The organism is Tanticharoenia sakaeratensis NBRC 103193 (assembly GCF_000963885.1).
Classification (GTDB): domain Bacteria; phylum Pseudomonadota; class Alphaproteobacteria; order Acetobacterales; family Acetobacteraceae; genus Tanticharoenia; species Tanticharoenia sakaeratensis.
The window spans coordinates 23,991-39,586 of the sequence record NZ_BALE01000029.1; the positions used below are offsets into that span (position 1 = coordinate 23,991).

At 61.8% G+C, this 15,596-nt stretch carries 14 protein-coding genes; 9 read left to right on the top strand and 5 right to left on the bottom strand.

Annotated features, from left to right (window positions below):
• Positions 1-344: 344 nt before the first annotated feature.
• A complete protein-coding gene (locus tag B8446_RS10340; protein ID WP_048849326.1) occupies positions 345-1,787 on the bottom strand; it encodes a sodium:solute symporter family protein in 1,443 nt (480 codons plus the stop codon).
• Positions 1,788-2,247: 460 nt separating this feature from the next.
• Between B8446_RS10340 and B8446_RS10345 the strand changes: the two genes are divergently transcribed.
• The 5 genes from B8446_RS10345 (at position 2,248) to B8446_RS10365 (ending at position 6,987) form a co-directional block, all read left to right on the top strand.
• The gene (locus tag B8446_RS10345) at positions 2,248-3,417 is read left to right on the top strand and encodes a cupin domain-containing protein (protein ID WP_241767742.1); all 1,170 of its coding nucleotides are present in this window, start codon (positions 2,248-2,250) and stop codon (positions 3,415-3,417) included.
• Positions 3,410-4,099 carry a YoaK family protein gene (locus B8446_RS10350; RefSeq protein WP_158507564.1) on the top strand — a complete coding sequence of 230 codons (690 nt, stop codon included), beginning with the start codon at positions 3,410-3,412 and terminating at the stop codon, positions 4,097-4,099. Before B8446_RS10345 ends, B8446_RS10350 begins: the two co-directional genes overlap by 8 nt.
• A gap of 202 nt (positions 4,100-4,301) precedes the next feature.
• Positions 4,302-5,297: a CobW family GTP-binding protein gene (locus tag B8446_RS10355; RefSeq protein ID WP_048849373.1), complete on the top strand. Its 996-nt coding sequence runs from the start codon at positions 4,302-4,304 to the stop codon at positions 5,295-5,297.
• Positions 5,294-6,364 carry a WD40 repeat domain-containing protein gene (locus tag B8446_RS10360; RefSeq protein WP_048849328.1) on the top strand — a complete coding sequence of 357 codons (1,071 nt, stop codon included), beginning with the start codon at positions 5,294-5,296 and terminating at the stop codon, positions 6,362-6,364. The genes B8446_RS10355 and B8446_RS10360 overlap by 4 nt, the downstream gene beginning before the upstream one ends.
• Positions 6,365-6,387: 23 nt before the next feature.
• A complete protein-coding gene (locus B8446_RS10365; RefSeq protein ID WP_048849329.1) occupies positions 6,388-6,987 on the top strand; it encodes a glutathione S-transferase family protein in 600 nt (199 codons plus the stop codon).
• A gap of 414 nt (positions 6,988-7,401) precedes the next feature.
• Here the strand turns inward: B8446_RS10365 and B8446_RS10370 are convergent, their stop codons facing one another.
• A complete protein-coding gene (locus B8446_RS10370; RefSeq protein WP_048849331.1) occupies positions 7,402-9,027 on the bottom strand; it encodes an ABC-F family ATP-binding cassette domain-containing protein in 1,626 nt (541 codons plus the stop codon).
• 671 nt (positions 9,028-9,698) lie between these two features.
• Between B8446_RS10370 and B8446_RS16420 the strand changes: the two genes are divergently transcribed.
• A complete protein-coding gene (locus B8446_RS16420) occupies positions 9,699-10,037 on the top strand; it encodes an MmyB family transcriptional regulator (protein WP_199484097.1) in 339 nt (112 codons plus the stop codon).
• 189 nt (positions 10,038-10,226) lie between these two features.
• On the top strand, positions 10,227-10,424 hold the full coding sequence (locus tag B8446_RS10380; RefSeq protein ID WP_084712259.1) for a hypothetical protein: 198 nt from the start codon (positions 10,227-10,229) through the stop codon (positions 10,422-10,424).
• A gap of 209 nt (positions 10,425-10,633) precedes the next feature.
• On the opposite strand, the gene B8446_RS10385 is transcribed toward B8446_RS10380, so the two are convergent.
• The 3 genes from B8446_RS10385 to B8446_RS10395 all read right to left on the bottom strand — a co-directional run bounded on the left by B8446_RS10385 (position 10,634) and on the right by B8446_RS10395 (position 13,844).
• Positions 10,634-11,662, bottom strand: coding sequence for a methionine synthase (locus tag B8446_RS10385; RefSeq protein ID WP_048849333.1), 1,029 nt, complete (start codon positions 11,660-11,662; stop codon positions 10,634-10,636).
• 33 nt (positions 11,663-11,695) lie between these two features.
• Positions 11,696-12,670 carry a DUF1852 domain-containing protein gene (locus B8446_RS10390; RefSeq protein ID WP_048849336.1) on the bottom strand — a complete coding sequence of 325 codons (975 nt, stop codon included), beginning with the start codon at positions 12,668-12,670 and terminating at the stop codon, positions 11,696-11,698.
• 298 nt (positions 12,671-12,968) lie between these two features.
• Positions 12,969-13,844 (bottom strand): LysR family transcriptional regulator, encoded by an 876-nt coding sequence (locus B8446_RS10395; protein WP_199484098.1) that lies wholly within the window; start codon positions 13,842-13,844, stop codon positions 12,969-12,971.
• 350 nt (positions 13,845-14,194) lie between these two features.
• Between B8446_RS10395 and B8446_RS10400 the strand changes: the two genes are divergently transcribed.
• On the top strand, positions 14,195-14,824 hold the full coding sequence (locus B8446_RS10400; RefSeq protein ID WP_048849338.1) for a flavin reductase family protein: 630 nt from the start codon (positions 14,195-14,197) through the stop codon (positions 14,822-14,824).
• Between the two features lie 88 nt (positions 14,825-14,912).
• Positions 14,913-15,182, top strand: a complete 270-nt coding sequence (locus B8446_RS10405) for a DoxX family protein (RefSeq protein ID WP_053053808.1) — start codon at positions 14,913-14,915, stop codon at positions 15,180-15,182.
• Positions 15,183-15,596: the final 414 nt, after the last annotated feature.

Genomic DNA, 15,596 nt, shown 5'->3' on the forward strand with positions numbered 1-15,596 from the left:
ATTGTCATTTCCGATTTGCTGATCAAGCTGACGAGATTCATTAAATTAACGTCAAATATCGAACAGACGAGGATTGCTCTGGTTGAACCTCGAAGAGTTCCATTAAAATATGACGCTTTCTTCTGAAAGAATCGGGAATATTATGCTTTAACGAATGGCGGCGTTCCAAATGTAACCGAGCACGCTGGACATGCGAAATCGAGCGTAAAAACCGTCAAAATACATTTGGCTGACTTCTCACATCCTCGTGCAAGAGATGCTGCACAGCGAGAGAGAATTTTCGTGGCATGGCGCGCGAATACCGAAAAACTTCGGCGAAATCGATCGTCACCATGCCGAAATCTTCAGTTGCTTGTCGCAACGCGCCCGGTTACGCGAAGTATCGCGGCATTGACCAGCACACCGATCAGCCCAGGATTCACGCCATACGTCGTCCAGGACGCACTGCGCAAGAGCATAGCCACAGACAAACCGCCGGCCAGACCGAGCATGACACTCGGAACAGACGGGCGCTGGTTGCGCACAAGCGCCAAAACGCTTGGTACAAGCTGCACAAGTGCGAGATAGAATAATGTATTCAGGTCGGTCAGAAGGGAATTGCGGAACGCAGCCCCGAGAATCGACAGTACCAGATACCCGGCGATCGTTGTAAGGCCGACGCGCTTCTGTACGTCGCGATCGAGGCCCGGAAAAAGGTTGCGTGCGACAAGTGCTGCGATCGAGAGGCAGACAGCACCCAGCCAGACGATAGCTGTCAGCGCTGTGGCAGCAAGCACGATGCCGAACGCCCAGTCGGGCAGGAGCAGGTTGGCGCTGCCGAGGAATGCGTTGTTCGCGGGGCCGATGCCATGCGTTACAGCAAAACCCGCAATCAGGAACAATAACGGAAACAGCACCATGTAGAGCGGCATCGCGATCTGGGCGCGCCGGATTGAGGCAGGATCACGCGCACTGAATACGGCGGCAGCCGATTGCGGTGCGATACAGAATGCAACCGACTGCACCATGATCGTGCTGATGACGAAACAGAGGTCCCGCGCCGAGATGGGGTGGTTTTGTCCGAAAGCCGCCTGCATGCTTCCGGACGTGGCATGGGTCCAATGCAGGCCGGCAGATGCGGCGACCGCTGCGATCGTGCACAGCATGAGGGCATCTTTGAGAATTGCGACGGTCGCAGGTGCACGCAGCCCGGCAACGAGAACAAATCCGAACGTGACGGCCCCCGCAGCGCCCGTTGCGGCCATCGTCGGCACCGCAGGTGCCAGATGGGCCATGACGTCCGAAAGCCCGATGAACTGCATCGCGCCCAAGGGGAGCATCAGCACCAGCAGGATGCAGGTGACGAGACGTTCAAGCGCCCGGCTGCCGAAATGGCTGCGGAAAAGATCGGGCAAAGTGATTGCACCCGTTCTTCGCCCTGCTTCCCACAATCTTGGGTAAAGAACGTAGCCGACGGGGAATGCGAGCAGGATGTAGCCTACGAACCACAGCGCGACCATCGTCCCGTGCGCAGCAATGCCGGCCGGGAAACCAAGTACGGTCCCGATGCTGTACGTCTCGCCTACGGCCAGCATGAAATACAGCAATGTGCCGAGCTGTCCCCGGGCGGCAAAGAAGGCGCGTGGATCGGCCATGTCATGGCCTTTGCGCGCGTGGAGCGTCAGTGCGACGGCAAGCACGAACACGAGAACGAACGATATGATCATCGGATGAATCGCGATATCCAGGCCAGCCATGCGGACGTGAGAGGAATACAGGCGAAAAGCCAGATGACGCTCGCGGGCCATCCCGCCAGGTCCGCGCCTGTGAGAGCAAGACCTGCTGTCGGGACGAGCGCCAGCCCGAACGGCACACCAAGCGTTGTCAGCAGTCCCCGACCGGTCATGATTGGTGCCCGTTGTCGTCGTGGTGTCGGACGATCCCTGGACGCGTTCGCCGCAACACGGGTGGTAGCGGCCTTGGCTCCACGCAGGAGGCGAGGGAAGCAGGTCCGGATTGCGGTGGCAGAAAGGATTGCAGCAAGGTCATAAGCTGCCATTTTCCCACAAGCCGGCTCGATATGACAGGCCCCGCCTGCGCCTGCCCGCGAGCGCGTCCGATCCGTGTTCATGGTTCACGCCCGCGTGATGATTGACGTGGATCAAGGAGGCCGGGGTGTTTGCCTGTCATTCGGTCATCAGGACAGACGCCGCGTCTCGGACCGGACGGCCTTTCGAGACCCGTGGCAACATGATGATGGAGCCGATCTTGAGCGATCTTCCCTGGAACGAAAGCCCCGATATTGATCCCAAACCCATTCGTGGTGATCGGGGCGCATCCATTCTGGGCCCGCGCAATCCGACGCGTGAGCAGTTGCAACCCGATTTGCTGGCATCGCCCGACACCGACGCTGGCACGATCCCGAACCTGAAATTCTCATACGCCGATGCGCGCAACCGCCTTGGCACGGGCGGATGGGCGCGCGAGATCACCATCCGGGAATTGCCGGTGGCCACGACCCTGGCCGGGGTGAACATGCGCCTGAAGCCGGGCGGCGTGCGGGAACTGCATTATCACAAGGAAGCCGAATGGGGCTTCATGATTGCCGGTCAGGCACGGGTCACGGCACTCGATCCGAGCGGCCATCCGTTCGTGGACGATGTGGAGGCCGGCGATATCTGGAATTTCCCGGCCGGCATTCCTCATTCGATCCAGGGACTGGGCGAAGAGGGCTGCGAATTTCTCCTTGTCTTTGATGATGCGAATTTTTCGGAAAACGAGACGTTCCTCGTAAGCGACTGGTTCGCGCATACGCCGCGCCATGTGCTGGCGAAGAATTTCGGTGTGCCGGAATCCGCGTTTGCCAATCTTCCGACCGATGTCGAAAAGACACGCTGGATTTTCGCGGCGGACGCGCCGACGGTCTCGAAGGAACACGCCGTCGTGTGCCCGCAGGGACCTTCCGCCATTCAATACACGCACCGTTTCCTGAAGCAGGACCCGGCCAAAGCGGCCGGGGGCACCGTTCGCGTCGTGGATTCCCACAATTTTCCGGCAGCTTCCACGATCGCGGCCGCGATTAATGTCATCGAGCCGGGCTGCATCCGCGAGATGCACTGGCACTCCAACAACGACGAGTGGCAGTATTTCGTGCGCGGCCGGGCCCGGATGACGGTCTTTGCATCCGGCGGCAAGGCCCGGACCTTCGACTACTGCGCCGGTGACGTCGGCTACGTGCCGCTCGGCATGGGGCATTACCTGGAAAACATCGGCGATGAACCGATGATTTTCCTCGAACTGTTCAAGAGCCCGACATTCGTCGACTTCTCGCTCAACCAGTGGCTCGGCCTTTCACCGAAGGCGCTGGTCAAGGCGCATCTGAATGTCGACGACGCAACTGTCGACGCGTTCCGCCAGGACGAACCGCTCATTGTCTGAAACGAAGCCGCCCTTGCGCGTCGCCGCCTTGCGGCTCTGCGCGCTGGGGCTGGTCTCGGGTTATGTCGACGCGCTCGGCTATCTGGAACTCAAGGGCGTCTACACCGGCGCCATGACCGGCAATTCGACGCAGTTCGGCACGTCGCTGGTCATGGGGGCCGGGCATCGAACCGGATTACTCGCCTTCGTCCTTGCCATATTCTTTGCCGGTGGGATCGCCGCCAGTCTGATGAAGCGGCGCCTGCGGTCACTCGGAGACGGATGGCTGATCATGGGCGCGATCCTCGCGATCGTGCAGGCGCTATCGCTTGGCCTTGATGCACCCCATCGCGTTCCATATGAAGTTGGATTGCTGGCAGTCGCCATGGCCATTCAGGGTGAAACGCTCTCGCGGTTTGACGGCATTTCGATCCAGACGGTTGTCATGACCAACAACATGCTCAAATGCGCATCCGGCATCGCGGACTGGCTGGCCTACGCGGTGGGACGGCTCGCACGCCGCGTCGCATCGGACCGTCCGGAGGTGGCAGCCACGGTCCTGCCCGGCATGGCGTGGCTCACGTACGTCGCCGGCGCCGCGGGAGCTGTCGTCGGCGCCAGAAGTGCGCTGCTTCCCTTTCTCTGGCCGGTGCTGCTTCTCGTGGCATTGGCATGGGATCTGCGACGCAACCCGGCCACCTGATGCGGGAGCGTCGTTCGCATGCGCACCCCTTGGCACCTGATGGGGTAACGCCTTTCGAGAGTTCGCAAGGACCGCAGGCCCGATGCAGTCCGCGGGGACGGCATGGCCCGATTCCTGCCTGATCCTCCCGCCCGTCTAGGATCATCCCCGGAAGCGCTCTATATGGAGCCCGACCCGTTTTTCTGGATTGGATGACGAAGCGATGTCCGACGCCACCGAAACCCTCCCGGCGAAGGCCGACACGAGGGCCCCCGTCACCGTGCTGACCGGCTTTCTCGGCGCCGGCAAGACGACGCTCCTGAACCATATCCTGACTGCCGAACATGGCCGCAAATATGCTGTCGTGATCAACGAGTTCGGCGAACTCGGCGTGGACAACGACCTCGTGGTGGATGCCGACGAGGAAGTGTTCGAGATGAACAACGGCTGCATCTGCTGCACCGTGCGCGGCGATCTGATCCGCATTCTCGGCAGTCTCCTGCGCCGTCGCACGAAGTTCGACGGCATCATCCTGGAGACGACGGGACTCGCCGATCCGGCGCCCGTCGCCCAGACGTTCTTCGTGGACGAAAACCTGCGCGAGCGCGCGAAGCTCGATGCCGTCGTGACCGTGGTGGATGCCTACAACATCATTCAGACGCTGGAGGAAAGCCCTGAGGCCGTTCACCAGATCGCATTTGCTGACGTCATCGTCCTGAACAAGACCGATCTCGTGGACGATGCCGCGCGTGAGGCGATCATCGCGCGCATCCGTCGTATCAACGCAGCGGTGAAGATCGTCCCGGCCCAGCGCGGACAGGTGCCGATGGACGAGATCCTCGATCGCGGCGGCTTCGATCTGCAGCGTGCACTGGCCACGATGCCGGATTTTCTGGAAAATACCGAACACAGCCACGAAGAGAACGTCACGAGCCTGTCGTTCTCGGTCGATCAGCCGCTCGACGCCGGGCGGTTCCAGGCCTGGATCGGCGCGCTCCTGCAGGAGCAGGGGCCGGATATCCTTCGCGCCAAGGGCATCCTGTCCTATGCGGGTGAAAACCGCCGCTTCGCCTTTCAGGCGGTCCACATGATGGCCGATGGCGATTTCGTGGCCCCATGGGGCGCGGATGAGCCGCGCACGTCGCGCCTCGTGTTGATCGGTCGCAATCTCAACCGTCCCCGCCTGCGCCGCGGCTTCGAGAGCTGCATCGCGGCATGAGCGAGGCAGGCACGATTTCGGGCCTCGGTCCCGAGCTTCTGGGTACACGCGGCGCCGAGACGCGCGTGGATGGTTTCGTCACCCATGCCGTGGCCTCGCGCGATGGCCTGACTGTTGCGGTCGCGACCGCCGAGGGCGACCTGTATCTGATTCCGCGCGACGGCCTGCGCGACCCGACGCAATGGCAGCGGATCGAGGCGCATGACGGAGCCGTGCTGGATCTCTGTGCCGATACGGGACCGGACGGGTTCCTCAGCGGCGGCGAAGACAGCCGCCTGCTGCGCACGGCATCGGACGGGACGGTCACGGAACTGCACCGAGGACGTCGCTGGGTGGATCGCGTCGCAAGCTTCGCGGGCAAGAGCGCAAAAGACAGCGTCGTCGCATTCTCGACAGGCAAGCAGGCCGAACTGCGCGATGCTGCGGGCAAGACGACGCTGAAGGTGCTGGAACATCCGTCCACCGTGACGGGGCTGGTTTTCGATGCGAAGGGCAAACGCATCGCGGCATCCCACTACAACGGCGCATCGATGTGGTTCGTGCAGGCCAAGGTGGACACCGTGCGCGGTCTCGCCTGGAAGGGCAGCCATATCGGTGTTGCGATCCATCCGGGCGGCGACGCGCTGGTGACGTCCATGCAGGAGAACGACCTGCATGGTTGGCGCCTGTCGGACGGGCACAACATGCGCATGAGCGGCTATCCGCGCCAGGTGGCGTCCATCGGCTTCAGCCGCAATGGACGCTGGCTTGCAACGTCGGGCGCGGACGCGATCGTGCTGTGGCCGTTCTTCGGCGGCGGCCCGATGGGCAAGGCGCCGACCGAGCTTGCGCGCCTGCCCGGTGTGTTCTGCAGCCGGGTGGCGCCTCATCCGGTCGAGGACGTGATTGCGGCCGGGTTCGAAAACGGAATCGTGCTGATCGCCGAAATCGCATCCGAGCGCGTTCTGCCGTTGTGCGGTCCCGGGCGCGGCAAGGTCAGCGCGCTGTGCTTCACGCCACAGGGCGGGGCATTGGTGTTCGGCACGGAAGACGGCGTCATCGGCACGGTGGATCTCTCGGCACCGTAATCACAGGACAGGATGGGCAGGACATGATCACGCTCTATGGATTGCCGCTTTCGGGGCATACGCATCGGGTCGCGGCATTCCTGTCCATCCTCGGACTGGATCATGCGGTCGAGACGACCAGCGTGGATGCACCCGGGCTCCGCGCCCTGAACCCGCTGTGTCAGGTGCCGGTGCTGAAGGACGGCGACCTTGTGCTGTGCGACAGCAGCGCCATCCTCGTCTATCTCGCCAAGGCCTACGGCGCCGGCACGCAGTGGCTGCCGGAAGATCCGGTCGGGGCCGCCCATGTCCAGCGCTGGCTCTCCATCGCCGCCGGCGAGATCCGGCAGGGGCCCGCCGCCGCGCGCATGGTCGCACTGTTCGACAAGCCCGGCGAACCGGCTGATGCGATCGAGAAAGCGGCCGCGATCCTGGCATTCATGGATGCGTTCCTGCTGTCCACGCCGTTCCTTGCCGCAGATCATCCGACGATCGCCGATCTGGCCTGCTACGCCTATGTCGCCCGCGCCCCGGAAGGCCAAGTTTCGCTTGCACCCTATGCAAATGTGCAGGCGTGGATTGCGCGCGTAGAAGCGATCGAGGGCTTCCTGCCGATGCCATGGGCAGACGCCCACGGCGGCTAGAACGGGTCCGGACTTTTTCGTGTTCGAATGCGGATGAAACAGCGCGATCGCGGACGTTCCAGACCATTATCCCGCCGGACGTTCGAGCCCGGTGTTACCCTCTCTCGGTAGGCGGATCATCGATCGAAAATTTTGAACTGATCCCTTCGAGCGCATTCAGAAAGAGGTGCCACCCGTGCCTCGAATAAATTCCGCCTGCGCGATCCAGCACGCGCCCCGCGCACTGATATCACCCGATATCCGCCGGTTCGGGTTTTTCTAGGCATATGGGACCGCAACCCTGGGTTTCCCGACTTCGAGGGAAACCGGATTCAGACTGTGCCGCCCGGTACCGCCGCGTCCCATGGCTGGAAGGACGCCACAGGGCCTGCGGATGACAGCGCCAACCCGATGGTGAATGGCAAGCCTGGCCCCTCAGCCGCGCTTGCGTCGCTTCTCTTTCGCGGCAGCCTGCGACGGCGCGCTGGTGCCACCGCGCGCGCGATCCAGCACAAAGCGCGCGTAGTCGTCCATGTCTCCATCGAACGGGACGATCTTGTTGTCCGCCGCCAGCCAGAGCCGGTCGGCCACCAGTTCCATCAGCGAGCGGTCATGGGTGATGAGAATGACCGCGCCCTGGTAATCGTTGAGCGCATCCAGCAGCGCCCGGCGGCTGTCGATATCGAGATGGTTCGTCGGTTCGTCGAGGATCAGGAGATGCGGCGCGTTCATCGCAACGATATTGAGCAGCAACCGGGCGCGCTCGCCGCCGGACAGGGCCTCGGCCACCGTGGACTGCTTCTCGAAATGGATGCCGAACTGTGCAAGCCTCGAGCGATGCGACTGGTCACTGTCGAGCGGCCGGGCCTCGCGCATGATGTCGAGCGCCGTCATGCTGGGATCGAGCGCCTCGATCTGGTGCTGGTGGAACCAGCCCACCTCCATCCGCGACGACCGGCTCATCAGGCCGGAGCGGGCCTGCAACGCACCTGCCACCAGCTTGGCGAAGGTTGACTTGCCAGCACCGTTGACGCCCAGCAGGCCGATGCGGTCGTCCACGTCCAGCCGCAGATCGAGATCGCGCAGGATTGCCGGATCATCGCCATAGCCGACCTCGACATGCTCGAGGCGCAGCAGCGGCGGCGCCAGCGGCCGGGGCGGCGAGGGGAGGATGAAAGGCGAGACGCCCGCCTCGATCGTCGTTTCGACCGGGGCGAGCTTGGCCAGCCGCTTGACGCGGCTCTGCGCCTGCGCGGCCTTGGCGGCCGAAGCCTTGAAGCGATCGACGAAGGACTGCAGATGCGCGCGCTCGGCCTCCTGCTTGGCGCGTGTCGCGCTCTGCAGGCGGATCTTTTCGGCGCGCTGCTGCTCGAAGCTGTCGTAACCGCCGGTGTAGAGTTCCAGCTTGCCTTCCGCGACATGCAGGGTGAAATCGACGGAGTTGTTCAGCAACTCGCGGTCATGGCTGATGATCAGCGCGGAGTGCGGATATCGCGCAAGCCGCGCCTCCAGCCACAGTGCGCCTTCAAGATCGAGATAGTTCGTCGGCTCGTCTAGAAGCAGCAGATCGGGGGCGGCGAACAGGGCGGCCGCGAGCGCCACGCGCATCCGCCAGCCGCCCGAGAACTCCGCCATCGGCCGGTCGAGATCCTCGGTCGAGAAGCCGAGCCCGTTCAGAATCTCGGCCGCCCGCGCCGGAGCTGCATCGGCGTCGATCTCGATCAGGCGCATCCAGATATCGCCCATGCGCTCCGGATCGGCGGTCTCCAGCTCCGCCATCAGGGTCGCGCGCTCGGTATCCGCCTCAAGAATGGTCTCGATCAGGCTGACGGGTGTCGCGGGATGCTCCTGATCGACCGCGGCCACGCGGGCGGCCTTCGGAATGCTGATATCGCCGCCGTCCGGCTGCAACTCGCCCTTGATCAGCTTGAACAGCGTCGACTTGCCGACGCCGTTGCGCCCGACCAGCGCCACCTTGGACGGGTTCGGCAGCGTGACGCTGGCCCGGTCGAAGAACTTGCGTCCCCAGGCGTTGAAAGTCAGGGCGTCGATCTGAAGCATGCGGTCCGGGTCCCGGGCGTGTGAGGGCAGCCGCCCGTCATGGACCAGAACGGCAGCGTGGGACAATGCCGCAATGGGAGCGGATCGCGGGAATCGGCGGTCACGGTCCCGATTCCCCGCTCGATCGATGCGACATCCGCTTCGTGCCGAGCGTAACCTGCGATGTTTGTTACGGTAGCGACGCAACGGTCTCCGCAGGCAGGGACAACGCAATGTCGGGTCTTCAGCCAAATTCTCGGGCAGCGCATGTGGACGGACAGGGCCTTGCCGGACGTTGGCGAATCCCACAGCGCCCTGCGGATCGCGCGGCGTGCAGAGACCCGTTATGATCCGCCAATGCTGAAGAAACCGTCACCCGATCAGCGTCGTGAACTGGGCTCGTTTCTCTCCAGTCGGCGAGCGGGTCTGTAGCCGGCGAGTTGGGGTTTCCGGCGAGCCCGTGTTGAACGCCGGGACTGCGTCGCGAGGAGGTGGCGGTGCTCGCGGGCGTGAGCGTCAGTCGGTAAATTTGGCTGGAGCAGGGTCGCGATATCCAGCCTTCAACCGACGCGCTGCGGCGGATCGCCGGGGTTCTCAAACTCGATCGGGTCGAATCCGCCCATCTTTTCGCCCTGCCCGCGCGTGAGGCTCTTCCAGCCGAAACAGGTGGGAAGCGCAGCGACGGCCTGAGTATGCTCGTTCGCGCCATCGATCCCATTCCGGCCTATGTTCGCAACACGCGGCTCGACATCCTGACCTGGAATGACGCGATCGCGGACCTGTTCGTCGACTACGGATCTCTGCAACCGCATGAACGCAACACGTTGCGCCTGCTGTTCGTCTATCGACCCTATCGGACCCTGATTCGAGACTGGGAGCAGATGTCGTGCTGCATGATCTCGACATTTCGCGCCGCCCGCGTTCAGGCGGCGGACAAGCGTCCATTCGACAGTCTGGTCGAGGAGCTTTCCGAGCTGAGCCCGGAGTTTAGCGACTGGTGGCAGGATCTGGACGTGAAAGGCTTTGATTGAGGGAATTCCGGTCGCGGCGTCGTGAAAAAGAGCGGCTACGGGCGTGAACTGTCACATTTCGGCCTGCGCGAATTCACCAGTGCCCAAATCGTATGGGCAAAAACCGTCGGCTGATCGAAGTCACTGCGAACCGCCGTGGCCCGGCGGTTTGCTTGCATTCCGCGCTTTACCTTTCCCGGAAGGAAACTCTTGTCCGACCATAGCAACAGCCCTGTGCTGCATTCCGTCATCGTAGGCGGCTTGCGGCTGAAGAACCATATCGTCATGGCCCTGATGACCCGCAGCTGTTTCGACGCCGCCGGCGTGCCGCCCGATTACGCTGCCGATTATTATGCCCAGCGCTTCCGAAAGCAATGGACCCCGATTGAACGACCAAGTTGCGGGTAGAAGCAGTCGAGCCGCTGTCGGCACGAAGCCTGCAGTCGTAATCGAGGGTGGAAAATAAAGGATCAGCTTTGAAGAAAATTAACTGTTGCAGATGGCTGTCTCCCGCCAGTTGAGACGTGATCCGATCCTGTCCTCCGGGCATCCCGCTCGTGGCGGCTGAGCGGCGACGCTGAGGACGGATCGTTCACTTCACGGACGCCGATGTATCGTTATGCCGCGAGCTCCCGGCGGACGATTTCCGCGCCCGCGGTCAGGGCTTCGAGCTTACCGCGTGCGACATGGCGCGGCAGCGGTGCCATGCCGCAATTGGTGCAGGGGAAAAGCTTGTCGGCGTCCACGAACCGGAGTGCGTTGCGCAGGGTCTTGGCCACCTCCGCCGGGGACTCGATGATCTCGCTGGCGACGTCGATGGCGCCCACCATTACCTTCTTGCCTCGCACGAGCTCGATCAGATCCATCGGAACACGAGAGTTTTGGCATTCGAGGGAGATCATGCCGATGCCCGATTCCCGGAGTCTGGGGAAGATGGCTTCGTACTGACGCCACTCGGAGCCGAGGGTCTTCTTCCAGTCCGTGTTGGCCTTGATGCCGTAACCGTAACAGATATGGACGGCGGTATCGCAGCTGAGCCCTTCGATCGCCCTCTCCAGGGCGGCGATCCCCCAATCGTTCACCTCGTCGAAGAACACGTTGAAGGCGGGCTCGTCGAACTGGATGATGTCGATGCCGGCCGCTTCGAGCTCCCGCGCTTCCTGATTGAGGATCGTCGCGAACTCCCAGGCGAGTTTCTCACGGCTCTTGTAGTGAGCGTCGTAGAGCGTATCGATCATCGTCATGGGACCGGGGAGAGCCCATTTGATCGGAGCCTTGGTCTGTCGGCGGAGGAAGGCGGCATCCTCGACGAAGACGGGCTTCTCGCGGGTGACCGGACCGACGACCGTCGGAACGCTCGCATCGTAGCGATCCCGTATCCTGACGGTCTCTCGCTTCTCGAAATCGACACCGCCGAGATGTTCGATGAACGTCGTCACGAAGTGCTGACGCGTCTGTTCGCCGTCGCTGACGATATCGATGCCCGCGAGCTGTTGCTCCATCAGGGCCACGCGGAGCGCGTCCCGCTTGCCGTCGATCAGTTCCTGGCCGTGCAGTTTCCAGGGCGACCAGAGTTTTTCGGGCTGCGCGAGCCAGGAAGGCTTTGGCAAACTGCCGGCGGTGGATGTCGGAAGTAGGGTGTTCATGAGGCCTATTTCTCTAGGGTTCGGGTTCGCGTATCAGTCCTGTCGGACGGACCAGTGCGTGAGCAGCGTCCGATAGGGCGCGATGAAGTTCTTCTCGGCATATCGTCCTTGTGCGACAGCGAGATGACGGCGCTCCTCGCGGTCATAGACGATCCGGGTAAGGGAGTGATCCTGATGCTCGAGGCTGGGCTGGAAGTGCAGGCCTGCCGGGGAATTGGCGTTGTAGATTTCGGGGCGGTAAATCTTCTGGAACGTCTCCATCGTGCTGATCGTGCCGACGAGTTCGAGAGTAGTGTAGTCGTTCAGAAGGTCGCCGAAGAAATAGAACGCCAGAGGCGCGGCGCTGTTATCGGGCATGAAATAACGAGCCTGCATACCCATCTTTCGGAAATACGCCTCGGTCAAGGACGTGTCCTCCGTTCGGTATTCCACGCCCAGGACCGGATGGCGGTTTTCCGTTCGCCGATAGGTCTTGTCGTGCGAGACGCTCAGGCAGATCACGGGGGGCTTCGCGGAATGCTCTGCATACGCCTTCGAGTTGATGAAGCGTTTGAATATCTTGCCATGCAGGTCGCCGAAATCGCCTGGAATGCTGTATTCGGAGCGCCCCTTGTTGTGCGCGGGCAGAACGATGCTGAAATCGTAGTCGCGGACATAGGATGAGAAATTATTCCCGACGATCCCTTCGATCCGCTTGTTGCGCTTTTTGTCGATGATAGACGTCTTTAGCATTTCGATCACGGGGAAGGCATCACCGGTGCCTTCGTGCTCCATTTCGACCGAGATGATTTCAAGCTCTATTGCATACCGATCGCTGTCAGGATTGTCCCAGGATGCCAGCGCATTGCAGCGATTATCGATCATCTGCAATGCGTTGCGCAGGTTTTCCCTGCGGCTTTCGCCCCGGGCCAGATTCGCGAAATTAGTCGTCGCGCGCGTGTTCTCGCCGGGCTGATAATCCTCGTCGAAACGAACGCTCTTCACCGAGAATGCGAAGTCTGTGCTCATCGTGCCTTTGCGTCCCCGATTGCTTGAAGTGAAGACTGATCTGCGTGCCCTGGACAGTTTTACCCAAGGCCTTACTCCTGCCGGCACCACCGAGGATGGTCCTCATGACGTCATGTGCCGAGCGTTCGCCCGACATATGCTTGAGTCGAACCATGATTAAAAATGACTTTATCTCATCGCTACGTGACATGGTGTCATCGATCAACCGCTCCACCCAGGGTGTCGGGCGCGACGGTGCCTGTCGTCCCGCTTGCCTCGGACGAAGCGGCAGCAGGTCGACGTCCAGTCCGACGGCGGTTCAGATCCGGATGGTCGCGGCCAGATGCATGAACCCGTCGAGATAGGCGGACGCCGTGCCCTTGCGATGGCCGAGATGGATCGACTTTGCGATCCCTTCACCGAGCCGCACTGCCTTCACTCCCGGAACGCCCCGCAGGAGCCAGTCCGGAATGGAACTGACGGCCCGACCCGAGGCCACCAGCCGCAACATCAGATCGGTCGTTTCCACCGTGCGGTGACGGCGCGGCACAGCATGGGCTGGTGCAAGGAAGCGGGTGTAGATATCCAGTCTCTCCCGGGCGACGGGATAGGTGATGAGAGTCTCGCTGGTCATATCCTGAGGCTCGACGCGAGGTTTTCGCGCCAAAGGGTGCGTCTCGGCAACGGCCAGGACCAGCTCGTAGTCGAACACGCCCTTGTATTCGAGCTCCGGATGCTCGATCGGGTCGGGCGTGACGAGCAGGTCGATCTCATGGCTCAGAAGCGCGTCCAGCCCGCCGAACTGGAAAGCCGTTGTCACGTCCAGATCGACGTCGGGCCATTCCGACAGGAACGGGTCTACCACGCGCATCAACCAGTCCTGACAGGGATGACATTCCATTCCCACCCGGATCGCACCACGCCGTCCGCGAGCGAAGTCTTCCAGCACCGCGGTGCCATATTCGAGTTGCGGCAGCACCCGTATTGCCAGTCCCAGAAGATAATCCCCTGCAAGCGTCAGCCGCAGCTTGCGCCCCTCGCGCTCCCAGAGCTTGACGACATAGCGCTCTTCGAAACGGCGCACCGCGTGGCTGAGCGCGGATTGCGTCAGGCCGAGCTGGTCGGCCGCCTGAGTCAGGCTGCCGGTCCGGTCGACCTCGCGCAGAATGGTTAGAACCTGGATATCAATCATCATGCATGAGCCTTCGTCATGCAGTTTCCCGTATCACGGTTTTCCCGTCATACGGAGGAGGGTGCGTCATATGGCGAGAGGGGAATGGATGGTGTGCGTCACGACCACCGCACGAGACCAACCTTCCATAATCGCGCATCGCCGCGCTGTGTCGCAGGTCTCACAGTCTGACCTCGACCTGCCGTCAAAAGGTGGCGGGCGCAGATGGCGGTATGCAGGTGATGGCGGCATACTGAGGGTCCCGGTGACTTTCAATGAGAGCATACAGCGTCGTCAGTCACGGTTATCCTCGCCGAGCGTCTTCATGCGAAGCGAATGCTGATTTCCGGTCTCACGAACGAGAAGCCCATGCCATGATCAACCGTCCAACTGCCTGTCACAGCTACACGCCCGCTGACGGGCATCGCCTTGCCCATGACCCGTTCAACGCGATCGTCGGCCCGCGCCCGATCGGATGGATCGGCAGCGTCGATCAGGCAGGCCGCGTCAATCTCGCGCCCTACAGCTTTTTCAATGCCTTCAATTACCATCCGCCGATCATCGGCTTTGCGAGCATCGGCGAGAAGGACACGCTTGCCAATCTGCGCGAGACACGGGTCTTCACCTGGAACCTCGCTACGCGCGCCCTCGCTGCCGCCATGAACGAGACCTCCGCCCCGCTGCCGCGCGGTGAAGACGAGGCGGCCCGTGCTGGCCTTGCCATGATCCCGTCGGACGTTATCGCCGCGCCATGCGTAGCCGACAGCCCTGTGCAGTTCGAGTGTCGCGTCACGCAGTTCCTGCGTCTTCTAGGTGCCGATGGCGGGTCGACTCCCGCCGAAATGGCCTTCGGCGAGGTGGTACGTGTCCACATCCGCGCCGATCTGGTACGCGACGGTCACTACAACGCCTACGCTCCCGGCGTCATCCTTCGCGCCGGCGGCCCGGCGGATTATATTGAGGTCGATCCCGGCGCCGTATTCCGGATCACCCGGCCTCAGTAAGAGGCTTTGACGCGAAACCGGCCTCATGACCGCATTTACGGAAAGTATGTATTTCCTTCTTTTCTGTTTTTAAAGTCTATACGCAACCGTGCTGTTCCTCTCAGCGGCTGACTGCATCGGCGCCGCCGCTCTGTTCGTTGCCCGTTTCGGTCTGTCGCTCCTGTTCCTGACGGCGGGATGGGGCAAGGCAGCGGATTTTACCGGTACGATCGCCTACATGGCCCAGGCGGCCGCACCGTTTCCTGCAGTGTGCGCGCTTATCGCCACGATCGTCGAAATCGGCGCCGGTACCGCGTCGACTCTTGGCATCGCTGTCACGCCAGTTACTGGCTTCCTCGCGGCCTATACAGATCGCTGATGAACCATAATCTGGACCAGCAGTGTCACGATACGAATGGATATGGTCAAGCACATCGACCATCCGGTCCTCTGCCCTTCGCCTTCTGAACTGACTCTCTCAATGACCATTTGGCGATCCGCCGAACGGCTGCGAGCGTTGCATTCAGATATCTGAGCGAGCAGATGACTCAACAACTATTCATAATATCTTAACTAAACAGAAGGCGGACAACCCACACAGGTAAAATGGGGTCCGAGTGTGATATCAAGAGGTGAGGTCAAAACTCCACGACAGGTCAGATACTGTGATGATCGACGTGTAAAAGTCACAGCCCGGTCGGTAGTCCGGGGGGCCTTTACGCTCGTGCAAGTTTTTCCGCCTGATCGGGAAGAAGCCACCGGCACGTCCTTTTCTGTGAACAGAAAAGGTGTG